The organism is Saprospiraceae bacterium (assembly GCA_026129545.1).
Taxonomy (GTDB): domain Bacteria; phylum Bacteroidota; class Bacteroidia; order Chitinophagales; family Saprospiraceae; genus M3007.
In genome coordinates, this window is sequence record JAHCHX010000001.1 from 2,664,018 (window position 1) to 2,689,508 (window position 25,491).

At 52.1% G+C, this 25,491-nt stretch carries 25 protein-coding genes and 1 pseudogene; 8 read left to right on the forward strand and 18 right to left on the reverse strand.

The window, feature by feature from the left end; all coding sequences use genetic code 11:
* Positions 1–70: 70 nt before the first annotated feature.
* From KIS77_10195 to KIS77_10230, 8 genes and pseudogenes are all read right to left on the reverse strand, one after another.
* A complete protein-coding gene (locus tag KIS77_10195) occupies positions 71–406 on the reverse strand; it encodes a helix-turn-helix transcriptional regulator (GenBank protein MCW5922707.1) in 336 nt (111 codons plus the stop codon).
* A gap of 178 nt (positions 407–584) precedes the next feature.
* Positions 585–1,298 (reverse strand): tRNA (adenosine(37)-N6)-threonylcarbamoyltransferase complex dimerization subunit type 1 TsaB, encoded by a 714-nt coding sequence (gene tsaB / locus KIS77_10200; protein ID MCW5922708.1) that lies wholly within the window; start codon positions 1,296–1,298, stop codon positions 585–587.
* Positions 1,299–1,343: 45 nt separating this feature from the next.
* Positions 1,344–1,835 (reverse strand): hypothetical protein, encoded by a 492-nt coding sequence (locus tag KIS77_10205; GenBank protein MCW5922709.1) that lies wholly within the window; start codon positions 1,833–1,835, stop codon positions 1,344–1,346.
* Positions 1,836–1,964: 129 nt separating this feature from the next.
* Positions 1,965–2,762: pseudogene (locus KIS77_10210) on the reverse strand (IS5 family transposase).
* A 257-nt stretch (positions 2,763–3,019) separates the two neighbouring features.
* Entirely contained in the window at positions 3,020–3,490 is a 471-nt protein-coding gene (gene ybeY / locus KIS77_10215) for an rRNA maturation RNase YbeY (GenBank protein MCW5922710.1), read from the reverse strand.
* 73 nt (positions 3,491–3,563) lie between these two features.
* The gene (locus KIS77_10220; protein ID MCW5922711.1) at positions 3,564–3,971 is read right to left on the reverse strand and encodes an ATP-binding protein; all 408 of its coding nucleotides are present in this window, start codon (positions 3,969–3,971) and stop codon (positions 3,564–3,566) included.
* Positions 3,972–4,340: 369 nt separating this feature from the next.
* Positions 4,341–5,795 (reverse strand): asparagine--tRNA ligase, encoded by a 1,455-nt coding sequence (asnS, locus tag KIS77_10225; protein MCW5922712.1) that lies wholly within the window; start codon positions 5,793–5,795, stop codon positions 4,341–4,343.
* Positions 5,796–5,968: 173 nt separating this feature from the next.
* A complete protein-coding gene (locus KIS77_10230) occupies positions 5,969–6,952 on the reverse strand; it encodes an SIMPL domain-containing protein (GenBank protein ID MCW5922713.1) in 984 nt (327 codons plus the stop codon).
* 193 nt (positions 6,953–7,145) lie between these two features.
* Between KIS77_10230 and KIS77_10235 the strand changes: the two genes are divergently transcribed.
* Entirely contained in the window at positions 7,146–7,505 is a 360-nt protein-coding gene (locus KIS77_10235; GenBank protein ID MCW5922714.1) for an aspartate 1-decarboxylase, read from the forward strand.
* An 83-nt stretch (positions 7,506–7,588) separates the two neighbouring features.
* On the opposite strand, the gene paaA is transcribed toward KIS77_10235, so the two are convergent.
* The 4 genes from paaA to KIS77_10255 form a co-directional block, all read right to left on the reverse strand.
* Positions 7,589–8,554, reverse strand: coding sequence for a 1,2-phenylacetyl-CoA epoxidase subunit A (paaA, locus tag KIS77_10240; GenBank protein MCW5922715.1), 966 nt, complete (start codon positions 8,552–8,554; stop codon positions 7,589–7,591).
* A 171-nt stretch (positions 8,555–8,725) separates the two neighbouring features.
* A complete protein-coding gene (locus KIS77_10245) occupies positions 8,726–9,196 on the reverse strand; it encodes a hypothetical protein (protein ID MCW5922716.1) in 471 nt (156 codons plus the stop codon).
* Between the two features lie 51 nt (positions 9,197–9,247).
* A complete protein-coding gene (locus KIS77_10250) occupies positions 9,248–10,702 on the reverse strand; it encodes a sodium:solute symporter family protein (protein MCW5922717.1) in 1,455 nt (484 codons plus the stop codon).
* Positions 10,703–10,800: 98 nt separating this feature from the next.
* Complete coding sequence (locus KIS77_10255) at positions 10,801–11,523, reverse strand: hypothetical protein (GenBank protein MCW5922718.1); 723 nt, start codon at positions 11,521–11,523, stop codon at positions 10,801–10,803.
* Between the two features lie 237 nt (positions 11,524–11,760).
* On the opposite strand from KIS77_10255, the gene tatC reads away from it, so the two are divergent.
* Positions 11,761–12,630, forward strand: coding sequence for a twin-arginine translocase subunit TatC (gene tatC / locus KIS77_10260; GenBank protein ID MCW5922719.1), 870 nt, complete (start codon positions 11,761–11,763; stop codon positions 12,628–12,630).
* 123 nt (positions 12,631–12,753) lie between these two features.
* On the forward strand, positions 12,754–13,302 hold the full coding sequence (rfbC, locus tag KIS77_10265; protein MCW5922720.1) for a dTDP-4-dehydrorhamnose 3,5-epimerase: 549 nt from the start codon (positions 12,754–12,756) through the stop codon (positions 13,300–13,302).
* 89 nt (positions 13,303–13,391) lie between these two features.
* Here rfbC and KIS77_10270 read toward each other — a convergent pair whose 3' ends face one another.
* Complete coding sequence (locus tag KIS77_10270; protein MCW5922721.1) at positions 13,392–13,778, reverse strand: DoxX family membrane protein; 387 nt, start codon at positions 13,776–13,778, stop codon at positions 13,392–13,394.
* Positions 13,779–13,966: 188 nt separating this feature from the next.
* On the opposite strand from KIS77_10270, the gene KIS77_10275 reads away from it, so the two are divergent.
* Together KIS77_10275 and KIS77_10280 are read left to right on the forward strand one after the other, a co-directional pair.
* On the forward strand, positions 13,967–15,124 hold the full coding sequence (locus KIS77_10275) for a VWA domain-containing protein (GenBank protein MCW5922722.1): 1,158 nt from the start codon (positions 13,967–13,969) through the stop codon (positions 15,122–15,124).
* Between the two features lie 81 nt (positions 15,125–15,205).
* Positions 15,206–15,874 carry a hypothetical protein gene (locus KIS77_10280; protein MCW5922723.1) on the forward strand — a complete coding sequence of 223 codons (669 nt, stop codon included), beginning with the start codon at positions 15,206–15,208 and terminating at the stop codon, positions 15,872–15,874.
* A gap of 18 nt (positions 15,875–15,892) precedes the next feature.
* Here KIS77_10280 and KIS77_10285 read toward each other — a convergent pair whose 3' ends face one another.
* A complete protein-coding gene (locus KIS77_10285) occupies positions 15,893–16,678 on the reverse strand; it encodes an SDR family oxidoreductase (protein ID MCW5922724.1) in 786 nt (261 codons plus the stop codon).
* Positions 16,679–16,799: 121 nt separating this feature from the next.
* Between KIS77_10285 and KIS77_10290 the strand changes: the two genes are divergently transcribed.
* The gene (locus KIS77_10290) at positions 16,800–17,378 is read left to right on the forward strand and encodes a TetR/AcrR family transcriptional regulator (protein MCW5922725.1); all 579 of its coding nucleotides are present in this window, start codon (positions 16,800–16,802) and stop codon (positions 17,376–17,378) included.
* A 12-nt stretch (positions 17,379–17,390) separates the two neighbouring features.
* On the forward strand, positions 17,391–18,311 hold the full coding sequence (locus KIS77_10295) for an alpha/beta fold hydrolase (GenBank protein ID MCW5922726.1): 921 nt from the start codon (positions 17,391–17,393) through the stop codon (positions 18,309–18,311).
* 466 nt (positions 18,312–18,777) lie between these two features.
* On the opposite strand, the gene KIS77_10300 is transcribed toward KIS77_10295, so the two are convergent.
* The 4 genes from KIS77_10300 to smc form a co-directional block, all read right to left on the reverse strand.
* The gene (locus tag KIS77_10300) at positions 18,778–19,017 is read right to left on the reverse strand and encodes a DUF433 domain-containing protein (protein ID MCW5922727.1); all 240 of its coding nucleotides are present in this window, start codon (positions 19,015–19,017) and stop codon (positions 18,778–18,780) included.
* Between the two features lie 119 nt (positions 19,018–19,136).
* Positions 19,137–20,222, reverse strand: a complete 1,086-nt coding sequence (locus KIS77_10305) for a CfrBI family restriction endonuclease (protein ID MCW5922728.1) — start codon at positions 20,220–20,222, stop codon at positions 19,137–19,139.
* A gap of 2 nt (positions 20,223–20,224) precedes the next feature.
* Complete coding sequence (locus KIS77_10310) at positions 20,225–21,403, reverse strand: site-specific DNA-methyltransferase (protein MCW5922729.1); 1,179 nt, start codon at positions 21,401–21,403, stop codon at positions 20,225–20,227.
* A gap of 38 nt (positions 21,404–21,441) precedes the next feature.
* On the reverse strand, positions 21,442–24,993 hold the full coding sequence (smc, locus tag KIS77_10315) for a chromosome segregation protein SMC (protein ID MCW5922730.1): 3,552 nt from the start codon (positions 24,991–24,993) through the stop codon (positions 21,442–21,444).
* 192 nt (positions 24,994–25,185) lie between these two features.
* On the opposite strand from smc, the gene KIS77_10320 reads away from it, so the two are divergent.
* A complete protein-coding gene (locus KIS77_10320; protein ID MCW5922731.1) occupies positions 25,186–25,431 on the forward strand; it encodes a hypothetical protein in 246 nt (81 codons plus the stop codon).
* The last annotated feature ends 60 nt before the right edge of the window (positions 25,432–25,491 follow it).

Here is a 25,491-nt window from a genome sequence, read left to right on the forward strand (position 1 = left end):
TGCTGCACACCGTCCCGCTGTGCGGGACAATGTACAGCATCTATCGAGTTGAAAATCTGCTAAATGGCTTTTAAGCAGCGAGTTCTTCCACCAAGGAGGAAATCTGACTGAGGCGCTCTTTGTCCAACGAATAGAAGATAAACTTGCCTTGCCGGTCGGTGCGAACCACGCCCGCACGCCGCAGGATAGCCAAGTGTTGGCTGGCCACGCTTTGTTCGAGTCGAAGTTTCACATAGATGTCCGTCACCGTCAGAGTTTTGTTCTCTTCGAGCAGGTCAATGATGCGTTGGCGCAGTTTGTGATTCACTGCACGAAGCACAAGAGCGGCCTTGCGCAGCTCCATGTAATCGAGGGGAATGTTGCTCCCATTTTTCAACGCGACCGTTTCGGCGTTTGCTTTTCTCATACTAAATGTTTTGAAAGGATAATAAACTCGGATTTTGATGGGTTACTGCTTTCCAAAATTGTGCCAGTTCTCCTTCTTAAAAACTGACATACAAATTTACCCTAAAACATAAAACCCTTGATAGCCTGACGAAAACAATCGCCGGATTTAACAAATTGAAACCGGAGTGCATTTTTTGCTAAAACAGCGCCTTAGAGGAAGTCGTGATGTTGGGCGCTTTCATATAAAATGGCTCGAAATACGCTGTGTTTTGAAATTCAGCATTTTGGAAAAACCGCTCCGCGAGCTCGGACAAATGCCGTGCCGAACAATTTTTCACAGGCGAAAAAACCGTATTCTCAGGCATCGGCACATTTTCGAGTTTTTGACTACCGTTTCCTCCTGCCACAAGCACAGCGCCATCAAGCGAAGGGAAATGGTCAGTCAAATACTTCCCAAACAAATCGTTTTCCAAAATGAGCGGTTGTTCGGGCGCTATTTCCCGCAGGTCGGCATCGTAGGCAGCCAGCCAAACCTCTTGTCGCCGGGCATCGAGCATAGGGAGGAAAATAGGGTTGGGCATATCAGCGATATATTGGCGACTTGCCCATGCGAGCGACAGGAGCGTGTTGATGGCAATGAGAGGTTTGTCGAGCGCGAAACAGATGCCTTTTGCCACGGAAGCGCCTACTCGCAGGGAGGTGTAGGACCCGGGGCCTTGACTAACCGCCACGGCATCCAACGCCTCCAACGGGATGCCTGAACGCTCGGAACACGCTCGAACCTGCATGGTGAGCAGTGCCGCGTGATGGGGTGAATGTGGTTCTTCGACGATGGCTGTCACTTCGCCATTGACGGCAACAGCGGCGGAGCAAACTTCGGTAGCGGTCTCGATAAGCAGGATGCGGGCCATAGGCGCAAAGATGCGGCGGGAATGTGTGAAATGGAATGGGCGTGTCTAATAAGTAGCCGCCAACAGTCCCTCGCGCTCGCTCAGATACACCAGCACACGGTGTTCGCCAAAGTCGAGCAATATAGAGTCGTTGAGATAGAGACCTTCTTCGTCGCGCGTGAGGCGGATATGTTCCAGCATTTTGCCCACCACTTCGCGCCAAAGCGGTTGGATGCCCGCCACGGCACGCTGCATGACTGGCTTGCCGTGCATCTGTTGTAGCCTGCGGGCTGTCTCCGTCAGCGCCTCCGCTGTGAGCAGTCGAATGGCTTCCGAATCATCGCCCGAAGAAAGGAGAAGCGGCTCCCCTCCGTCGAACAGGAGCTCCACTGCGTATAAAAAACGGTGAGGTATGGTACCTGCCTCGGTCTGGTTGTGCCAGATGTAGTAGTTCACTCTTTCAAGCACTTGTTTCTCAAAGGTTTGCAATGCTTGTATCTCCTCCAGCAGGAAGCGGTGAGGCGGAATGGGTGCCTCGTGGTGCGAGCTGTTTTCCATGTGGCAAAGGTAGTGATGGGGGTGAAAAAATGGGGGAGGCGCTCGATTCTTCGTTACTTCGCGCTCTCAAACAACTTCCTATCGAGAATCGAAAATCGTTTTCATGCTTTTTGAGAGGCTGTTTGAATTTTAATTTTTTGCTAATCTGATAGCCAGAATTCGGATCATAGCGAGATGAATAAAGGCTTCAGGAGATTCAGTTCGTCGTTCATAATCTTTTGAAAGTCTACGCGACCAAGTCAGCCATTCGAAGGTTCTTTCGACGACTCATCGTTTGGGCAGGACTTGGAATTTGTGGGGTTCGTTTCGTTTGACTATGTTCAAAACCTAGTTCAATTTTTTGAAAGTTTTGTCCACCCAACTCAGCAAATGTCCGGCGTACCCCCCCATCGGCGAAAAAGACTTTCAGACGGGGAAAATCCCATCGGTTGTCGAACAAACGTTGGAGCAGCATTTTTGCCCCATCGCGGTCTTGAATATTGGCCGAATGGACAAAAACCGCCAAAACCAAGCCCAAAACATCTACTACGAGGTGTCTTTTGCGCCCTTTGACCAATTTTCCGGCATCAAAACCGGACTCTTGATGGCTAATGGCGATAGTTTTTGAACTTTGCGAATCCATGATCCCCGCGCTGGGGGAACGTTCCCGCCCTTGTTTTTGGCGGAAATCGCCGCTCATTTCAAGGTTCAACAACTCGAAAACACCGCCGTCTCGCCAAGTTTTGAAGTAATAATATACGGTGTCGTGCGGGGGAGATCCTTGGGCAAATCGTCCCACACAATGCCGTTTTTGAGCACATAAAGGATGGCATCAAACAAAAGGCGCAACGCCCATTTGCGCTTGCGTTTGAGCATTTCTTGTGGAAGTTTGTTTTCGACATACTTCCATTGGGTGTCAGTCAGAGAAGATGAGTAGCGTTTTTTCACACCACAATACCTTCTTTTTCTGGCTGACTCCCAATACTCAAATCACCGTTTTTGTAAATTCAAACAGTCTCTTAGCGTGTCAACCTCGCAACCCTTGCGCAGGGGTGTAAACACCACACTACTGGATAACATTATTTTTGTACTTTAAAGGCACAAAGGCACAAAATGCGGCAAATCAATGAGTATTTTGCTTTGATTCTTTGTGACTTCGTGGCAAATTTGAAAATATCCGGTAGTGTGCGAAGCGCCTCTCGCGCTCAGTCAATCAGGGCTTTGATGTCGTTCAAATAATAGTTTTCCTTCGCTCGCATCTTCGCTTCTTGTTCAGGGGTTTTGTCGCCATATCCGGCAATATGCAACACCCCGTGCGCCATCACACGGCATAGCTCTTGAAGGAATGATACACCATGCTCGCGTGCGTTGTCCGTCACGCGCTCCGAGCTGATATAAATCTCTCCCCGCATGGTCGCTTCATCGTCGCTAAAATCAAACGTAATGATATCCGTGTAGTAGTCGTGGTCGAGAAATTCCACGTTGATGTGGCGCAATTGTTCGTCGGAGCAAAAAATAAAATTGACCTCGGCGATGGGCTTGCCTTCTGCTTGGGCGATTCCCATGAGCCATTCGCGCAGAGCAGCTTCTTCAGGCAAGTTAAATACCACGTCGTCGAAAAAAAACTCGATAGGCTGCCGAGAGATGTCGGGGCTGTCTATTTCTGGAAATTGCATGGCGACCAAAGACAAGACCTCCGAAGTTGACTTGAACTTCGGAGGCCTTATGTTGAAAATAATTTCTTGAGAATCAGCAGAGTTTGAAGCGCATTTCCACTGTGCTGCCGTTGCGGATAAACTTGCATTCGTCGCTCAAATGGCGCATGAGAAAGAGGCCGCGACCGCCACATTTTTCGATACATTCGGATGTGGTGGGGTCGGGCACGCACGCGGGGTCGAAACCAGCGCCTTCATCCGAAACACGAATCGAAAGTGCGTCTTTTTGGCGGCGCAAAGAAATGGACACGCACTTGTTGCCATCAGCTTGGTTGCCATGCAGAATCGCATTGGTGACTGCTTCCGTGAGGCTGACAAGTATATTTCCTTGAATATCGGGAGAAAGATTGTAGCGGATTGCTACGTCGTGTACGAAAGGTTCTACTTTGGCTACGTTATCGGGGTTGGACGGCAACGTCAAATTTGTGTGTAAGTCGCTCATTCGCAAATCTTTGTTAGAAAATAACTTGACTGTTGGTATTACTATCGCTTTCATCAAGGTTGGGCTGGGTGGGAAATCGGTGTCAAGGGAAAAGCGCCACAGTCAAATTAACACAGTTCGGGTCGGCAATAAGGATTAGCGAAGGGTTGATTTTGGGTTAGCGTTCATGCGGATTAGTTTGAAAAACGGTGCAATTTAAGATTTTCTTAATGCCGAGCGCAAGGGGGTGTGGAAAATTTTTTCCATTTTCTTTCGAAAAAGGCGGATTTCAGACGTTTTTTCGTCCATTCCGTCACGTTTGCCACAAAAAAAATTTCAAAAAATGTTAAAAACTATAAACCCGGATGACTTCCACGCGCCTCGCCGCCTTCAAAACTCCGCGTTGCCCGGATAGCGCGGGAACGCAATCACGTCGCGGATGTTGGTCATGCCCGTCACGAATTGAACCAGTCGCTCGAAGCCGAGGCCAAAGCCTGCGTGAGGGCAAGAACCAAAACGCCGAGTGTCCAAGTACCAGTAAAGTTCTTTTTCGGGTATGTGCATCTCTTTCATGCGGGCTTGCAATTTCTCCAGTCGCTCTTCGCGCTGCGAGCCGCCCACGATTTCGCCGATGCCCGGAAATAGGATGTCCATGGCTGCCACCGTCGGGCCGGGCACTCCTTCTTTTGCCTCATCCTGCCGCATATAGAATGCCTTAATCGCAGCGGGGTAGTTCGTCAGGATAACAGGCTTTTTGAAGTGTTTTTCCACCAGATACCGCTCGTGTTCGCTTTGCAAGTCGGTGCCCCACCCTTCCACCGGGAACTGGAACTTGCCCTTTTTGTTCGGGTTGGAGTTTTTCAGGATATCAATCGCCTCGGTGTAGGTCAGTCGAACGAAGTGATTATCAATGACAAACCGCAATTTTTCGGTCAGACTCATCTCACTGCGCTGGTCTTGTGGCTTGGTCTTTTCTTCCTCTATCAGGCGGTCTTCCAATATTTTTAAATCATCAGCGCAGTGTTCCAACGCATAACGAATGACGTATTGAAGCATTTCCTCCGCGAGGTTCATGTTTTCCTCCAAGTCATAAAAGGCCATTTCGGGCTCTATCATCCAAAACTCGGCGAGGTGGCGCGTGGTGTTGGAGTTTTCGGCGCGAAACGTGGGGCCAAAGGTGTAAACCTCGCCCAACGCGAGTGCCGCTAGTTCGGCTTCCAATTGGCCGGACACAGTAAGGTTGGTGGCGCGGCCGAAGAAGTCTTGCGAAAAATCGATTTCACCACTTTCGGTGCGGGGGATTTTGTGCAACGGCAGTGTCGTCACCTGAAACATCTCCCCCGCGCCTTCGGCATCGCTAGCCGTGATAATGGGCGTGTGCTGATGGTAAAAACCCTTGTCGTTGAAGAACTTGTGAATCGCGTAGGCCAAAGCGTGGCGGATGCGAAACACTGCCGCGAAAGTGTTGGTGCGGAAGCGCAGATGGGCGTGCTCGCGCAGGAATTCGAGCGATTGTCGCTTGGGTTGAAGCGGGAATTCTTCTGGGTTGCAGTCGCCGTATATGGTGATTTCGCTGGCCTTCACTTCCACTTTTTGGCCTTTCCCCTGCGATTCGACAAGTTGGCCGCGAGCGCCGATGGCCGCGCCAAATTTGATGCGGTCGAGCGTGGTTGGAGCGGTATTTTCAAAATCCACCACCACTTGCAGGTTTTGCGAAGTGGAGCCGTCGTTTAGGGCGATAAATTGATTGTTGCGGAAGGCTTTCACCCAGCCTTTTACCAAAACTTCCATCCCGCCAGTTGGCGGGTCTATGTGAAGGAGCTCGGCGATTTTCGTGCGGCGCATTTCTTTGAACGTTATTCTTTATTTCCTCTATTGTTCTTTCGGAGTCCGTCCAATCCAAGCGCGCGTACACCGCGATTTCCCTCGTGAAGCGGACGGATTCCGACAGAATGCCAAAATTCTGATGCTGAAAAAGCGGCGCAAAGGTAAGCCGGAAAGCCGACTTTGAAAGAGGTTCACTCAATTTTGAGGGATTTCACCTCACCGTTGGGCGTGACCATGATGAATTCCTTTTTCAAGATGGTTTTTTCAAGCGGTTTCCGTTGTGGAAGGGTAAACCGCGCCACGAGGTTGTAGGAAAATTGCACCGCCGGCTCGAGAATTTCGGGATTGACGACAATGTCGTAGTCGTTGGCGGGCACTGCGTTGTAGAATCGGGAAATGGGTTTGTCAACGGTGGTGATTTTGCTGTTTTCGTCGGCATCGAGGCGTTGAGCGCTGAAGGCTTGATACTTTTCGTAGCGGTTGATGGGATAGGCCACCCATGCGTTTTCGGCAGTGACGAGGTAGGCAGAGTCAAGGTGGATGCCGAGGCTTTTATACTGATTCTCAATTTTTTTGAGGTATTCAAAAGTCGTTTCGCGCAAATGGGAATAGACGGCGCTGGGGTCTTTGACGAAGTAATCCACTTTCACGATGTCGTAAATTTCCTGCTTGGCGGCGGCGGTCACGATGCGGTCGAGCAGCGACGGGTCGGTGTAGCGGATGTGAACGTTTTTTTGCAGCTCGAAGCCTTTGGGGATTTCGGTGTAGGTCTTTTTGGAAAAGAGTTTTTTGGTCATGTCGTATTCGTATTTGGGCAAAAAATTGACCATGTCCACATAAATGTCGTCGGCGGGAATGCCCATATTTTTCAAATCCGCGAGGAAGCCGCCAAGCCTGTTATTGAGAAGGGAGTTGGTTTCGTCGGCGGTTTTGCCGAGTTGGAGCAGGTTGAAAATGGCCGTGTACGAGCTTGCTTTTTGGTTGGAAAGGGCGTTGAGCGTGATTTCCAACTGGTTGTCGCCGATGAAAGTGGCGGCTTTTGCCACGCCGCGATATTGTGCGCTGAAATTGATGTTCTGGTAGGTCTTTTGTTGTTCCCCGTAGTTGCCCATTACTTGGGCAGAGAGGGCGAAGGTGAAGAAAGAAAAGAGGAAGGGCAGTAAGCGTTTTTGCATGGTTTGGTCAATTTTGGGGCAAAAACGGTAGGTTAACGAGAAAATTGCTCTTCGAGGGAACCTCAAAAACGCCCGCTGCTTTGCAAAACTCTGAAACGTAGGGGTAGGAAACCCGTCTAAGGCTCTACATTTGCCCAACCAAAAGCACCCTCTGGTTGTTTTTATCCAACCAAAATTTTGAAAAGGACACACCATGTTCATAGAAGTTTTCAAAAGCAAAATACACCGCGTGCGCGTCACGCAAGCCGACTTGAACTACATCGGCAGCATCACCATTGACGAGGAGTTGATGGAGGCAGCCAACATCATGGAAGGCGAAAAGGTGCAAATCGTGAACAACAACAACGGCGAGCGCTTCGAGACCTACACTATCCGCGGGGAGCGCGGCAGCGGGGTCATCTGCCTCAATGGTGCCGCTGCCCGGCGCGTGCAAGTCGGTGACGTTGTGATAATCATTTCCTACGCGCTGATGACACCGGAAGAAGCCAAACTGTTCAGCCCCATCGCCATTTTCCCCGATGAGCACAACCGATTGGTGAAAAACGGGGGATAGAAGGTTGTTGCATTGCTTCCAAAGGAAATCGGCCATCTCGATTGTGCGAGATGGCCGATTTCATATTGCGAGCTGCCCAACCGTCACGCGGCTTTTGTGGTCAGCCGCTCTTCCTCGCGCCGACGTTTTTTCTCTGAATAGGCCAACGCTGCCTCGCGCACCCAAGCCCCCTCGTCGTAAGCCTTGCGGCGGGTCTGAATGCGCTGCTTGTTGCATGGGCCATTGCCTTTCACCACATTCCAGAACTCTTCCCAGTCAATCGGGCCAAAATCATAGTGACCGCGCTCCTCATTCCATTTCAAATCAGGGTCGGGGATGGTCAACCCGAGCACTTTCACCTGCTCCGCAATCATGTCCACAAATCGCTGCCGCAACTCGTCGTTGCTAAAGCGCTTGATTTTCCAGCGCATGCTTTGTTCGCTGTGTGTCGAATCCGAGTCGGAGGGGCCAAACATCATTACCGATGGCCAATACCAGCGATTGATGGCATCTTGGGCCATGGCGCGTTGTTCGGGCGAGCCGTTGGCGAGCGTGAGCAGGATTTCGAAGCCTTGGCGCTGGTGAAAGCTTTCCTCTTTGCATATCCGCACCATCGCACGGGCATAAGGGCCATAAGAGCATCGGCAAATAGGTATTTGATTCAAAATGGCCGCACCGTCCACCAGCCAACCTATAGCACCCATGTCGGCCCAAGTAATCGTGGGGTAATTGAAAATGGAGGAATATTTGGCTTTGCCACTGTGCAATTCTTGAATCATCTCGTCTCGACCGACCCCTAAGGTCTCGGCGGCGGCGTAAAGGTAGAGGCCGTGACCCGCCTCATCCTGCACTTTGGCGAGCAGGATGGCTTTGCGCTTGAGCGAGGGGGCGCGCGTTATCCAATTGCCCTCTGGGAGCATCCCCACGATTTCGGAGTGGGCATGCTGGCCAATCTGGCGAATGAGCGTTTTGCGATAGGCATCGGGCATCCAATCTTTCGGCTCGATGCGAATGTCTGCGTCAATTTTTGCCTGAAACTGCTCCTCCAACGAGTGCGTGGTGGCAGGCATTTTTTCTTTTATTTCCATAAACAAACTCAAAATTTGGTGGGCTTCGTGGGATAAAGGTAAACAATTCGGTGCCGAATATGATGCGGCAAACAGTGCGTAAGCGCCAAGTTTAGAAATCGTCAATTTTAGCAGGCTGCCCAGTGCGGCATCAAATTGTTCGTCTCCCTGCCGTCACACCGTGCCCCGATTGTGGGTGCGCCAGATGGAAAGGAGCAGCCTACCAGCGAGTATGGGTGCCGAAATGATGCTGCCCGCGCCAAAAAAAAGCATTTCTCCCCAAATATAATGCTCAATCGCCTGCTTGTCGTCAGGTGGCAAATGACCTGTGAGCGGGTCCCAGGTTTTTTCCTCGACAAAATTCATGAACGAGTGCAGCCCATTGATTAGGATAAACACAAGCGGCACCATCAGCAACATGAGCGCCACTTTGAGCATTTGCTTTTTGGCCAAAAACGTGTGTTTCAACAAAAAAATGTAGCGCGAAAGCGTAATCAACACGATGACGAAAGCCACATTCCACCACTCAAAAGGCCACACGTGCATCGCCTTGCGGATGGGGTAGAGCACCGCCCACGCGACGAAAAGGGTGGCTACCCACCAGACAACTTCCAATTGTAATATCAATGTTCGGCGTTTGTCCATGATTATTTGATTGACCCATGCTCCCCTGAGGCTGAAAAACGGGGACATGGGCTATTGATTTACTCGTTCTGCCATCGCCGTGATGCTGCCCATCGCATCCACCCGCCGCTCTGGTCGCCACCAGCTACCCACCACCATGCCCACAATGCTCGCCGCAAAGCCGTAGAGCATCGGGGGGATGTGCCACCAAACACCCTGTTCGTCGGTTGGTTCTTCCGGCAAGATAAAAACAGTTAGCAGCCACACTGCCATGCCCGCTATCATGGACACGATAGCCCCCGTGGCCGAGGCACCTCTCCAATACAGACCAGCAATGAGCGGCGTGAACAGCGACACCAAACTCAACGCCGACGATTCGCCCACCAACTCGTAGATGTTGCTGCGCATCAAAGCCATGCTCCCCGTCACGATAGCTACCCCAACCACCGACAGGCGCATGATGCGAAGCAGCTGCGCGTCGGTGACATCTTTATAGAGCGGACGCACCAGATTTTCGCCCACTACTGTCGCAGGGGCAAGCATCGCCCCGCTGCAAGTGCTGAGAATCGCCGACAAAAGCGCCCCGAAAAACAAAATTTGCATTCCCAAGCCGCTGTGTTGCAACACCATCGTGGGCAACATCATCTGCGCATCGTCATCCAGCAGGTGTGGGTAAAGCATCCGACCACAGTAGCAAATAATCAACGGCAAGAACGCAATCGTGAGGTACATCACCGACGAAGCATAGCAAGACCACACGGCGGTGCGCTCGTTTTTGGCAGCCATCACCCGTTGGAACACATCCTGCTGCGGGATGCTGCCCAAGCCAATCGTCATCCAAGCCGCAAACCATGCGATGATGTCGGTCGCCTTCGGGTCTGGGAAAAACTGGAGAAAACCCTCGGGCGCCACCGCGGCCATCTGCTCAAAACCACCCACTTGCAACACCAAATCAACCGTCAAGGCCACCAGCCCGATGATGATGGCAATGGTCTGCACGAAATCGGTAATCGTCACCGACCACATCCCGCCGATATAAGTGTAAATCAAAACAAGCGAGGTGCAAATCAAGACACCGAAAGCCCGCTCCAAGCCGAAAACAGCCTGAAGAACGATGGACAGCGCCACTATCTGCGCCGCAATCCAACTAAAATACGATGGCACCATGAAAAACGCCGAGGTAACTTCCGCGGCTTTGTTGAAGCGCAATCGAAAAAAATCGCTGAACGTGAACAGATTGAGTTTGTAAAGCGGGCGGGCAATCAACAACCCGGCGAGCAACAGACACAGGGCCGCGCCAAAAGGGTCTTCGATGACACCCAGCAAGCCGTGCTGCGCAAATTCCGAAGACGCGCCCATCACGGTCTCGGAGCCAAACCATGTGGCAAAAAGGGCACATGAAGCCATGAAAAGGGGCTGGCGCTTGCCAGCCACCACAAAGTCGGCGGTCGTTTTTACCCGCCGTGAGGCCCACCAGCCAATGGCCAAGGTGCCGAGCATATACAGCACGATGAACCCAAGCAGCAATTCGTTTTGCATGGAGAAAAAAAATTCGGCCTTTCAACAGAGGCGGCCAAAGGTATGCAAGCGCCAAAAGTTGAAAGGCCGAAGCAGCAAACAAATCATTAAAAACTGCGCTTGTGCCGCTTTTTTTCAGGGTCGCTCAGGATGAACGAAAAAGTAATGCCCGCAAAATAGTACCAGTCGCCCTTGTTGGGGTTGCCGTTGATGCGAATACCGTCCAAGTCGTCGGAAAAAACAGGGCGGAAGCCAATCTCGGCGCCAAGCACGAGGCGTTCGAGCACATCGGCCTGCACCCCGACACCCACCGGCGCCAAGAGAAAATTCTTGCGCAGCCCCTCCTCCGGCGGGAATGTTTTTAAGTACAACTCTCCTTCGGCGGGCGTGCCGTAAAATTCTGCTTTGGCATCAGTAAAAGTGTAGCCAATCCCGCCAAACAGATATGGAGTGATGAAAAAATTGTGAATCCCGGTGTTCGTGTATCGCTCTCTGCCAAGTATTTTCCATTCCCCCACCGCACCTATCTCAATGAGAGAAGTGGAAAAGCGCAGCTTGCGATAATTCAAGACAGAGGAGTTGGCATCGTCGCCCGAAATCGAGCCTGAGTAGGCGTGTGCCTTGACGGAAAAATACCTCGTGAAGTGATAGCGAAAATAAAGCCCGTAGCCGGGCTGGGTTTCTTTAAGCTCAATGGCTTTTTCCGCCAAATCACCCGAATAGTTGGTCAGTCCCAACAAAAAACCCATCTCAAAATAACTACCATCTTGTTGAGCGCGCAGCGTGTTCAAAAACAGCAACGCAAAGAGCAAAGGCAGGAGACTTCTCATTGATTGTATAATCGGATTTTGTGAAAAAAAAACGAGTATTGTTAAAAGTAGAGGATAAAAACGCCGCAAAAATGGCGAATAAACGTGACTGCAAGGCGCTCATTGTGTTAAATCTTTGCGCACAAGCAAAACTCGCGGCCAAACACAGCGTTTAGGCCGCCGAATTATTCTGCTCAACTTTACCTTTGCCCGCCCGTTCGAACGCCGTGACGACCGCTTTTCAACACAACATCCACCATGCCACTCGACCAGCAACACGAAACCGAGCGCCTGCAAAAAGAACGAGGCGAAATGTCCTTCTTTGAGCACATCGCCGAGCTGCGCAAGCACATCTTGCGCTCCATATTGGCTATCGCCGTGGTGGGTACGGTAGCTTTCATGAATAAGGATTTGGTGTTCAACACCCTGATTTTTGGCCCCCGCCACGCCGATTTCCCCACCTACAAGGCTATGTGCTCGCTCTCTCACACGGTGGGGCTGGGCGACAAGATGTGCTTCAAGCCGGTAGCGTTCGAGATATTGCCCCGACAGTTGGGCGAAGTATTGATGCAGCACCTCTATGTGTCGTTCTGGCTGGGATTCATCGGCGCCTTCCCCTTTATCTTCTGGGAGTTCTGGAAATTCGTCAGCCCCGGGCTGCTCGACGAAGAGCGCCGCGCCGTGCGCGGCGTGGTAGCCATCTGCTCGCTGCTCTTCCTTTTAGGGGTGTTGTTCGGCTACTATGTGATAGCGCCCTTTTCCATCAACTTTCTGGCAGGCTACACGCTCGACGGCGTGGTCATGTCGCCCACGCTCGACTCATACGTCACCTACATGACGATGTTCACACTACCCACGGGGCTGATTTTTGAAATGCCCATCGTGGCTTATTTTTTGGCAAAGATTGGACTGGTCGGCCCCGCGTTTTTGCGCAGCTTCCGGCGCTATGCCATCGTGGCCATACTTATCGTTGCGGCCATCATCACACCACCCGATGTGGTGTCGCAAACGCTGGTCGGCATCCCGCTCTATCTACTTTATGAAATCAGCATCCTGGTGACAGCGGGCGTGCAGCGTCGCCGCGAACGCGCATTGGGAATGACGGAAAGCAAGGTGACGAGAGCGTGAAAATGTGCCAAATCGCCAGACAGGTTAAATAACAATCGGCACACAACCGAACTCCTTCCGCCGCACATGGCCGGGCAGGTAATCGGCTCAATACGCATCAACCGTCTTAATCGAACCAATCAAATGCCTTTCGTAAAAACACCTTTTCCCGGCCTCATCATTTTCGAGCCGCGCATTTTCCCCGATGAGCGAGGCTATTTTTTTGAAAGTTACAACCAACGCACTTGGGAAGAGGCGGGTGTGCTCATGCAGTTCGTGCAGGACAACCAAGCCCGCTCCACGCGAGGCGTTTTGAGAGGATTGCACTATCAAGTAGGCGAGATGGCGCAAGCCAAATTAGTGCGCGTGCTCGAAGGCGAGGTGCTCGATGTGGTGGTGGATTTGAGGGACGATGCCCCTACCTTCGGGCAGTGGTATGGCATTCGCCTGAGCGCGGAAAACAAGCGCCAACTATTGGTGCCGCGAGGGATGGCGCATGGCTATGTGGTGCTGAGCGAGACGGCGGAGTTTTTCTACAAGTGCGACAATTTTTACTCAAAAGCACACGAAGGCGGCATCCGCTTCGACGACCCTTCGCTCGAAATTGATTGGGGAATAGACCTATCGCAAGTCATCGTGGCCGAAAAAGACTTGGCTTTGCCCTATTTTGGAGCGCATCGGCAAAGCGAGTGAAAAAGCAACGCGGACAAAACAGACATTGGCGGGAGCGCCCATCCAAGCCATTTCACCCGTGTTCCATACATTCGTTCATCAGCGGTCGTTTACCCCACCACCGAGCGGTCTATGGCAAGGTGCAACGCGTATATCATCGCGCCCGCCATCATGCCCAAATCCCTTAGCACCATGGAGACAGAGGTTTGTGCGCCCTCTCCGCCCGACATGGCGCCCGGCAGATGCACCATCAGAATCACAAACAGCAGAAAAACAGCCAACAGTGTGGCGGCCAATTTGTCGTACTTGCCCAAGTACATACTCACGGCTGCCGCGATAAGTCCAAGACCAGACAGATATACCCACACTATTTTCGCGGGCATATAGGCGGGCACCACATTGTCAGCCATGACCTGTGCATTGAGAAGGTGAATCAGTCCGAACGCGGCAAATGGAACGGGAAAAAGCCAGCGGCCAAGTGATAAAAATGCATTCATTGGCAAAAACGTTTTGTGTGAAAGTTGTTTTTAAAATCAGGTGTCGAAACTCCCGCTTGTTCGCACAACAACAGAGCGAATATTTTTTCAAAAAGTTTCTACTAGTTTTTTGTCAATAAAAAATCAAAACCCGCCGACGCGCCAAAATATCATTTTAAAACAACCGCCTGCTGCTCACGAAACTTGCCATGGAAAAAAACACAACCACACCCCTACTCACACCGCTCGAAAAATGGCGACTCATACTCGGACAAAAAGCCGATGCCGAACAAACGGTCAGCCTGACCGCCGAGCAACAGGGCATGGACAAAGTGCTGGAAGCACTCTACGACGCAAAACGTCAGGGTGGACTCGGCGCTTCCTCCCCGAACGTGAATCGTTGGCTAGGCGACATCCGGCGCTATTTCCCCACACCCGTGGTGCAAGTGATGCAGCGCGACGCGCTTGAGCGACTCGGCCTCCTCCAACTCTTGCTCGAACCCGAACTGCTCGCCAGCGTGGAGCCAGACGTGCACCTCGTGGGCGCCTTGCTGTCGCTCAACAAAGCCCTGCCCGACAAAACCCGCGAAACGGCCCGCCTCGTGGTGAAAAAAGTAGTGGAGGATTTGGAAAAAAAATTGCGCTCCCCCCTGCGCGAAGCCGTGCAAAACGCCCTCCACCGCAGCGCCCGCAATCGCCGCCCTCGCCCCAATGAGATTGACTGGCGCCGCACGATTTATCAAAACCTGAAGAACTATCAACCCGACCTCCAAACCATCATCCCCGAACGACTCATCGGCTACGGACGCAAAGGCCATGCACTGCGCCACGTCGTCCTCTTGCTCGACCAAAGCGGCTCCATGGCTGGCTCTGTCGTCCACGCAGGCATACTGGGCTCGGTGCTGGCCTCCATCCGTTCGGTACAGACCAACGTGGTGGCTTTCGACACCGCCGTGGTGGATTTGACGGAACACCAACACGACCCGGTCGAACTGCTCTTTGGCACACAGCTCGGCGGCGGCACCGACATCGCCAAGGCGCTCGACTATGCCGAAACACTTATCCACACGCCCCAAGACACCATTCTGGTGCTCATCAGCGATTTGTTCGAGGGAGGCGACGTGGCGGCGTTTTTCAAAAAAGCAGCCGCGCTGCGCCGAGCGGGTGTCACTTTCGTGGCGCTACTCGCGCTCAGCGACGAAGGCGCTCCCGCTTACGACCACGACAATGCCGCCATTTTGGGCACGCTGGATATCCCTGCCTTTGCCTGCACCCCCTCGCTTTTACCCGATTTGATGGCAGCAGCCATTCAGCAACGCGACCTGAAAATGTGGGCCGGGGAAAACGGCTTGTCGGTAAAAAGCTGAATTTGCTATTTTATCACGGTTGAATTCAGGATTTTTGCGGCCGCAAAGCAAGTATTCATCATCCCTCAAGCATTTTTTTACATGAAAAATCTCTTTTTGCTCGCCACCGGAACCGCGCTTCTGCTCGCGTTCTCCTTCTGCAAAAACACCCCGTTGCCCGAAGGGCAAACGATTGTCTCCGATAGCACCCCCCTCAATACCGAACCCGAACAGCCGCTCCCCATGGGCAAGCTGGATTCGCTGGCAGGGTTCAAGGGCTGTGAAAAAGCAACTTGGTCGCCATTGACCGCCAACTCCGAAGAGTTCATTTACCAGCACTATATCGTAAAAATCACTCGCGACCCAAAAACCCCCGGCGAACAAATCACCGTGTTGCGCGATGCCAACCGCCCCAATTTCGTGATTCCGATGCCAGATGCCGGCGTTTTCAAAGGCGTGTGCAAGAACAAACTGTTCGTGGACACAGGCACTGGCCCCGACGGGCGAGAGCTGTTTGTATATGACGTGGACAACATGACCCAGATATACAACACGCGCTACTATGGCGACCCGGAAGTGGTCAATGCCGAAAAAATCTACTTCCTCATGCCAGCAGAGGAGAGCGATGTGACGCGAAAGCCTGATTGCCCGGAAAAAGAAGAATGGCTCAAAGACGGCCTCCGGGTAGGTTATGGCCAGCGTTGCATTTTCAACTTCACCGTGCGCTCGCTCACGAGAAAATCCGAATGGGCGTGCGTGCCGCTTCAGTGACGGCTTAGAAACAGTTTCCTACAAACTCCGCGTCCTTCCCCCATCCACTGGCAAGTTGATGCCGTTGATGTAGCCCGCTGCCGGACTGGCGAGAAACGCCACTGCCGCAGCCACTTCTTGCGGCTCGGCAAATCGGCGGAGTGGAACTTGGCTTTTGAACATCTCTTCCACGGCGGCTTCCGTTTGCCCGCTTGACGAGGCGCGTTTCTCAATGATTTCCAACAGGCGACCCGTGCGGGTATAGCCGGGCAACACGTTGTTGACCGTGATGCCAAAACGCCCGACCTCGTTGGCCCACGTCTTGGCCCAAGCCGCCACCGCCCAACGAGTGGTGTTCGACACGCCGAGATTGTCCAGCGGCTCCTTCACCGAGGTGCTGATGATGTTGATGATACGCCCATAGTCGGCAGCCTTCATCCCGGGCAACACGGCTTGGGCAAGCAGTTGATTGCACAGCAAGTGGTTGTGATAGGCTGCCAAGAACGCCTCGCTGCTCGCCGCCGTAATGGGGCCACCGGGAGGACCTCCCGTGTTGTTCACCAACACATGGATGGGCTGGCGTTCGAGCAAAGCGTACACTTTTTCCAATAAACTTGAAGCGTCTGAAAAATCGGCAGCGATGTAGCCATGTCTCTGCCCTTGAACAACATCAAGGCTCTCAACGGCCTCTTTTAAAGTGCTTTCGGTGCGAGCCAACAAAGTCACGTTGGCACCAAGCGCGGCGAGTTCCATGGCTACGGCGCGGCCAATGCCAGCGCTCGCACCGCCCACAAGGGCATTTTTTCCAAGAAGAGATATATTCATTGCGCGAAGTCTTACAGGGCAAAACTACGGCCACTCATTGGGGGCTTGCGATTTTTTTTTCGCCCAAGCTTGCGCAGGAAATAATTTCCATCATACCTTTGCCGAACGAACGTTCGGTATAATGCCAATTACAAAAATTGAAAAAAGGGATTTGTTGCGTCGTTGCTGGGAAGTGTTCAACCGGCACGGCTACTACGGCACGTCAGTCAGCATGTTGGCGGAAGCGACGGGGTTGGGCAAGTCTGGGCTGATGCACCACTACACCTCCAAAGAGAGCCTCATGGGAGCTGTGGTGGAGTATGCGCTGGACGAGTTGCGCAGCTACGTGCTTGCCGTGGCGCAAGAGGATTTGCCGCCCGAACAGCGGCTGGAAAAGCTGCTGCGCCGGCAAAATCGGCTGGCCAAGTACGAGCGGCGAGGCTGTTTTTTTGCCAACACTGCCCTCGAAACAGGCCGCGAAGGACTGTTCAACGAGCAAATCCAAACCATTTTCGCCGAATGGCAAGACACGGTGTCCCATATTCTCTCTGAGGTCATGCCGCCAGAAGAAGCCACCGAAATGGCCTATCGCCTGCTGCTCGAATATGAAGGCTCCGTCACGATGTACAAACTTACGGGCGACGAGCAGCACCTGGAGCGGTTTGTGGCGCGGGCGGTGGCGCTGTTCGGGAAAAAAATGCGCGGCGGTGTATCTGCCTAAATTTTCATTATCATGCAAAAACTCATTTATCAATCCATAGGCTTTGGCCTCAATCTCGGCTCACTGGTCGCCCCTGCCCAAGCAGTGAAATGGGCCGTCAACCTCTTCTCCACGCCGCCCAAGCCGAAAGTGCGCGAGAAAGAACGCGCCTTTTTGGAGACTGCCCGCCAAGTGCGGCGAGTGGTCGCGGGGCAATCCATCGTGGAATATCACTGGGGCGAGGCACAAGCGCCTTTGGTGCTGCTCAGCTACGGCTGGGGCTACAATGCAGGGCGCTGGCGGCATTTTGTGCCCGAACTCCTGACGGCGGGATTCCGAGTGCTGGCTTACGACCCACCGGGACACGGCCTCGCCCCCGCCGGGCGACTCAACATCCCACTCAACGCGGCCATTGTCAGGGCGCTCTTGGAGGAATATGGCCCAGCAGACACCATCGTGGCCCACTCGTTTGGCGGCAGCAGCAGCATTTATGCGCTGCAAGGGATGCCCCATCGCCTGCACCCACAGCGCATGGCCATCATGGCTTCGTTCAGTTTCGCCCCCTCGGTATTCCGCGAATACCAACAGGCGCTGGGGCTGTGGCCAGGGCTTTACTGGCGGATGGTTCGCTTCTTCGAACAGCGCACAGGGCAACCCATCGAGCATTTTGACTTCGCCATGATGACGGCCAACCTTGCCCACATCGAAGGCTTGCTGGTGCACAACCCAAACGACCACGTGACCCCCTACAAGGAGGCGCGGCGCTATTTCGATTTTTGGCCAGGCAGCCGCTTATACAGCCCGTCGGAGGGCGGGCACCATCTGGGCACTGCCAACATCACTCAGGCAATTCTGGATTTTGTTGCTACGGGGAAAGCGCCGGCGCATTCGGAACGGCAAGAACAGCCCGTCCATGCGGGCCATGAGTTGGTGCGCTATTTTGCTGGACTTTGATGTCGGGAAAGTTTTGGGTGTTATTCTGAGTTCGTGGACTTCGTTGCGGATTTTGAATTGGCCGTGACGACGAGACTTTCCTTAGGGATTGATTTTGAGTTTCAAATTTTTGCTCTGATGCGCAACCTCCGCCCGTCCAGCACAGCAAATTTATTGGGCAAATCCGCGAGATTGTCACGAATGGCGCGAAGAACCAATTCAATTCTTACGTCAAATTGAAAATCGCCCAAGCGAATGAGCAAAATCCCGCGATGCGGTAAGCGAAGTCGAATCACCAAATTCCCAGAAGTCCTTATCTTCTGTCAGCAGCAGAGCATTTTGGTCAAAAGCGCGATGCTCAAAACTTGCTTATCCATGATGCTAGGGTCTTCCTCCACGACCGCCCAAACGTCATAACCTTCGCCGCGCAAAGCCGCTACGATTCAGAAATCTACGCTTTCATCGGCGACAATTTTCATGGGAAAACCTAGGCGGCTACCGAGACAACTGTTTCATTTTTAACGGTTTCGGCAGCAAAAATAAGACAGGCTTGAATGGCCTGTTCCGAAACGCGCGGGTAGGCGAGCAATAAGTCCGCGATGGTTTCGCCCTTGCCCAATTTCTCCAAAATAAGGTGCACGGGAACGCGTGTGCCTTTGACGACGGGCTTGCCAAACAGGATGTCCGAGTCAGAAGTGATGTAGTCTTGCCAGTGGATGTCAGTCATGGATTGGAATTTTTGCACGACAAATATAGGCGTTTTTTGGGGCGACCGTTTGCAAGATTTCTGAGTCGGATTTTGAAGTGGCCGTGACGGGGAGGATTTCTATCCACGCAGTATTTAAGTCAAGCAAATTGTTTCAAATCAATCTTTTGCATTTCTTTCTTGAGAAAAAGCACTAGACTTTCAGAGTTCATTTTCAAAATTGGATGTTCGAACCCGGCGGAGATTTTCAAAATCTGAGCAATCTCCTTGACCCAATGTGTCATGGACATTTGAACAATATTACCTTCAATTCGCTTGGCAAGTTCTGTGATTCTGCTGCTTTCGCCTATTCGGTCTATCAGAATTATCGTTGACATAAAATGCTGTGTTCTCCCAAAATCCATTTCTCTTTCAAAACGGGAAACTTTGTCGAGTGAGATTTCTGTGTTTCCAGGCCCGATGAAACCAATATCAAACCGTACGCCGCGTCCAGGTTTTATGAGCAGAGTAGCATCGCTTTCTCGTTTGTCGCCGCGTTCCGAGAGCCAAAACACCTTTTTCGATTCGGTTGAAATTTTCGGGTCAATTTTTTTGAATCCAAAAATTGTTAAAAGGCTGCCCAAGATTAATTTTTCAAATAACTTGCCATACATGGATTTTTCTGAGCCTCTCACAGCAAGTGTTTGTGCGCCGATAGCAAGAAATAGACGTAGAATTGCTTGTAAATTGAGCGGATAATTTTCTTTATCAACAGTGATTTGCCCGACAATTTCCCCAAACTCCTCAACAGTTTGAGTGACTGCATTCGACAAAGCGTTGTCTAACTCCTTTAAATATTGAGTCAGTTCGTTGTGGTCACTGCGCAGTACATTCTGTATGCTTTTACCCGTCAGCCCGATAAACCACTGCAAATACATTTTGTGTTCTTGAGAAAGCTTCTCTGTGGTTAGTTCACTGCTGGCCAGTTCAGATATCTGTTTTTCAAAATTTTTGATGTCTTTTGAAGCTCGCAGAAAGCTGACAAGCAATGCTGCATTTGACAAAAAAATCCGCCTTTGAGTCAATCCTTCCGTGAGCGAACGCACATTTCCACCACATAAAATTGACACAACAACTTCGCGCATGATATCTTGTCCAATACGGTCAATCATCTGTCCGCCAGAGTATTTGGCAATCGAAATTCCAAATTTCGGGATGTGCTTTGCAAGGGACTCTTTCTCTTTCATTTTCAAAACAATGAAGCTTGTCGGACGGGTGCAGGTTCGGTATTGAGCCAATTCACATCTGTGGTCTCACTTAAAAGCCAATCGTGAATGTCGTCTTTAATAATTTGCAGGTATTCAGGGTCTTGCTCAAATAACACAAAACGTCGGCCAAGTTTGACAGCCGCTTTTCCGACTGTCCCCGTTCCTGCAAAGGGGTCAAATACCACATCATTCTTGAAGGAGTAATATTTGATGACCTTTTCAGCCAATTCAAGTGGGAAAATCGCCGGATGCTTTGAGTGGTAAGCCGGATGGATTTTCCAGAGGTTAGTTGTCTCGTAACCGTCCTCGATTTTAGATTCTTCTACTAACTTTTGGTCTGGATGCTTGCGGATATGCCAATCAATTAGTTTATCAGTTTTTTTCCGATAAACTAAGAGGTACTCCGTGACTGGGACAGGCTTGTACTGCAACGGATTCCGGTCGGCGGCAAATCTTCTTCCTCGTCCTGTCGCCCAGCCTGCACCTTCTGGTTTTACCCAGTGAATGTCGTCAATAAACTCAAAATTTTCCTCTATAAAAAGTTTGTGAAAGTCAAATGGTACAGCCAATCTCTTAGATGCTTCGTTTCGATTTGAACGCCGAATCAATACCGGAGAAATGTTCATCACAAAAAACCGCCCTTCATTCAATACGCGGTGGCATTGGTGAATTATTTTCTTGATTTTCAACAGATACTCTTCGTAGGAAAGGTATTCAGCGTACTCAGGTCGAGCGTTGTAATATGGCGGTGAAGTGAAAATCAAGTCAATGGATTCGTTCGGTGTTTCTTGCAAAAGCAACTCGGAATCGCCAAACCCAACAGTGTTTCGCAAGTTGGAAACTTTGGGCAAAGCACTGTTGCCATTTGAATGTCCATTGTGATTGACAGTAGGTTTCCTGCCTAAAAGTCTCGATTCGAGGATATCGGGATTAGTGGTTTTTTTTTCGTTTATTAATGTTGAAATCGCATCAATCACAATTTCTCCAATATTCTCTTTTTGCTTGGAAAGCACCGGGACCCGCCAAATGTGATAACGGTCGTCAATCTCGGGCAATCCGAATTCAACGGCATTATCTAAATCATACAAAGCCAGATATTCTTTAGAAACTTGCTTGGCTTGACTGACTTCGGTAATTCGATAGCGGCTTCTCTTGTCCATTGTATTTTGTTTGACTGCAAATGTAATCAATTCCCAAACTACCCCGCCTCAAACACCATCGCCTCGTGCCCCAACTTCCTGAAATCCACGGGCGTGACGGCTGACACCCCCTGTTCGGGCATATACACCCCGTAAATCGTGTCCACCGCCGCCATGGTCGCTTTGTTGTGGGTGACGACAATGAACTGTGAATCAGCGGAAAACTGGCGGATGATGCGGTTGAATTTCTCGATGTTCGCGTCGTCGAGCGGCGCGTCCACCTCATCGAAGATGCAGAAGGGCGCGGGCTTCAGGAGGTAGAGCGCGAAGAGCAGGGCGGTGGCGGTGAGCGTCTTTTCGCCGCCGGAGAGTTGGGCGATGGTCTGCGGGCGCTTGCCTTTGGGCTTGGCGATGATGTTGATGTCCGATTCGAGGGGCGCGTCGGGGTTGGTGAGCAGGAGGTCGGCGGAATCGTCCTCCGTGAATAGCGTGCGGAACACGCCGATAAAGTTTTCGCGCACCTGGGCGAAGGCTTCGAGGAAGCGGGCGGTGGCGGTCTCCTCGATTTCCTTCATCGTCTGCACGAGGTTTTCTTTGGCCGCGAGAATGTCGTTGCGCTGCCCGGCGATGGTGTCGTAGCGCTCCTTGATTTCGTTGTAGGCTTCGATGGCCATCGGGTTGACTTCGCCGTAGGTGTCGAGGCGGCGTTTGAGGTTATTTACCTCGCGCTCGAGGGTGTCGCGCTGGTAGGCCGGGTCGGGTTCCTGGTTAATCACGTCGTTGACGCCGAGGCCGAATTCCGCCCGCAACCGCTCGCCGATGGCCGTGATTTCAAATTTGACGTCGGAAAATTTTTCCTTCAAACGGTTCACCAAACCCTGCAAATCCTGCTGCTGGCGGAAGTTGTCGCGCTGCTTGTTTTCGAGTTCGTGGATTTCGTTGCGGGCTTTGAAATACGTTTGTTCGACGGCGCTGAGCGAGGTTTCCTTTTCCTTTTTTTCCAAATAAGCCGCCTGTAAATCCGTCTCAATCTGCTGAATTTCAGCCTCGATGAGTTGAATTTCGTCGGCGTTGCGTGCCAAAGTCGTTTGCGCGGAAGCCTGCGTTTGGCGAAGTTCTTCGCGGCGTTTTTCCCGAAAGGTCAATTCCTGCCGGAAGGCGTTGACCTTGTTTTGCTGGCGAATGAACTCGATGTTTTGCTGGTTGAACGCCGCGCTCGTTTGGCTCAAATGTTCGGCCACGTCGCGGAAGGAGCCGTCAGCGTTGGCGAGTCGCTCGCGGACGGCGGTGGCGGCGCGGGTTTTCTCTGCCAACTGTTTTTCGATGGCCGCGTTGCTTTCGGTGAGCGCCGCAATGCGCTCGTTGGCATCGCCGGCCTGTGCGTCGAAATTGGCGACGAAAGCGGCGATGTTGTCCAACTTGGCCTGCATCCCGGCCTTCTCCTGACCGAGGCGATTGAGGCTCTCGCGTTCGCGTTGGAGCAGGGTGCTCTGGTCGGCGTTTTTCAGGCTTTGCAGGTGGGCGCGCAGCGTGGCGAGTTGGCTGTTGAGTTGGTTTTCAGTGGTTTCGAGTTTTTTTATTTCATTTTCTAAAATCTCTAGGTTCTTTTTCCGGCCAATTTTTTTGCCTTCAAAAAGGCCGACGGAGCCGCCGGAGACGCTGAATTTGCGGCGAACATAAGTGCCGGATTTGGATAAAACCGTCAGGTCGGGATTGGGAATTAGGGACGGCAAAGCGGGGTCGTCTGAAATGACGACATTCTCCAATAGGAACTCCACCAGCGGCCGGTACTGCGCCTCCACCTCGACCAATTCCACCGCCCTGATGCCGCCGGGCAGCAAAGCCAACGGCGCAGCGTAGTCGCGGAAAGCGTCGAGCAGGAAGAAGTTGGCGCGGCCTTTCTGGCTCTGGCCGAGTAGGGCGATGGCCTTGGCCGCCTCGTCCACGTTGGGCACCACATAGTAGTTGAGGTATTGCTCCAAATAGTTTTCGATGACGACGCGGTATTCTTCGCGGACGTAAATCAGGTCGGAAAGCAGGGGGCAGTTTTTCGCCCAGTCTTTTTGCTGGCTCAAAAACTTGATGCTCTCCGGGAAACCTTCGAGCGACTCCACCATGCTCTTGGTGAGTTTGTACTCGTTGCGGCGGGCGTCGAGTTGGCGGTTGTGGGCGGCGATTTTTTTGAGCAACTCGTCTTGCTGCTGCTCGGCGGCGGCGATGTCGGCTTTGCGTTTGGTTTCGGAGGCTTCCAAGTCTTTTATTTTCTTGAGTTGCGCTGCTTCCGACTTGTCCTGTTCGGCGATGTTTTTTTCCAAAACCTTCATCTCCTCGCGGCGTGTGGCAATGTCGCCGAGGGTGCGCTCCACGTCGCGGCGGAGGTTTTCGATTTGGTTGGTCTGAATGGCTTTGGTTTTTTCCAACTCGACGATTTCGCGTTCCAAACCTTGTTGTTCTTTCACGAATTCGTCGAGGTTGCCTTTCAAGAGGTTGTGGTCGGCGCGAACTTTTTCCAACAATTTTTGCGCTTCGGAAAGGGCGGCTTCGAGTTCGGCCTCGAGGTTTCGCTCGTAGTTCAGGTCGGTCTGGTAGCCTTCGATTTCGGTATCGAGTGTGCGCAACTGGTTGGTATTGTTGGCGATTTGGTCGTTGAGGCGTTGCAGGTCGTTGGCGACGAAGGAGCGTTTTTGTTCCAGCATCGCCTTTTCGTTTTCCTTACCGCGAATGCGCCCGGTGAGGCGGTTGACCTCCTGCTGTTGTTCGCTGAGCGAGGTTTCCTTGTCCACGTGGCTCTTGCGTTTGGCCTCGATGTCGGCTTCCAAAAGCCGCGACATGGCCTCGGTGGAGCGGTAGTTGTCCTCTTCGCGGGCGATTTGGGTTTCCAAATCTTTGAAGGTTTTTTTGTGTCGGGCGAGGTTGTGGACGGCGAGTTCGATGCTGAGTTTTTTGTACTCGTCCTTGAGGTCGTAGTATTTGCGGGCGCGCTCGGCTTGTTTTTCGAGTTTTTTGAGTTGGTCTTCGATTTCAAACAACAAATCCTCCACGCGGTCGAGGTCGGCGGCGGTGGCTTCGAGTTTTTGCTGGGTTTCGTGTTTGCGGGCTTTGTATTTGCTCACGCCGGCGGCCTGCTCGAACATCCGGCGGCGCGCCTGCTCGCGGTCGCTGAGCAGGTCTTCGACCATGTTGAGCGCGATAATCGCGTAACTGTCGGCGCCGATGCCCGTGTCGAGGAAGAGCGAAGTGATGTCTTTGAGGCGGCAGGTGACGCCGTTGAGGCGGTATTCGCTCTCGCCGGAGCGGTAGAGGATGCGGCTGATGCTGACCGTGCCGTAGTCGGTGGGGAGGACGTTTTTGGTGTTGTCGAAGGTCAAAGTGACCTGCGCCATCTGGCCTTCTTTGCGTTTTTTGGTGCCGTTGAAGATGACCGACGACATTTTGTCGAGGCGGAGTTCGCGGCTTTTCTGCTCGCCGAGCACCCAGCGGATGGCATCCACTACATTGCTTTTGCCGGAGCCGTTGGGGCCTACTACGCCGGTCACGTCGGCGTTGAAGTGGAGGACGGTTTCGTTGGCAAAACTTTTAAATCCCTTGATTTCTAATGATTTGAGCCGCATTTTCTTCGGGTTGTCCGCCGGAATGGTATTCCGGCTCGCTCACTGCCGGAATACCATTCCGGCGTACAAAAAGTGGGCGAAGATAGGGAGCGGTTGGGGAAAACGGGAGGGGAAGTTTTTAACAATATCCCGAAAACGACCACTAACTTACCTTGCTCAAATTGTTTTCCCTCGCAAAAAGCCCCCCCCGCCATGCCAGCCGCCACCGCACGAATCATCCTGTCCTTTGACAAAGAAAAAGCGTTTTTGGAAATGCTCGTACAGTTCGACTTTGTTAAAGTCGAGTCGAAGGAGGAATTGCTGCGCCGCTTCACTCAGAACGCGCCCCCAAAAGTGCTGTTCACCGAAGTTGATGTCGTGCATGAAGTGATGGAGCATCATGTTTTTGACAGGATTTACAGGATGGATGAGGCGGCTTCGCAGCGAAGAATCCTGTAAATCTTGTAAATCCTGTCAAAAATCAATGTCTGCTGTCCTGTCCAAGTTTTTTCAAATTTC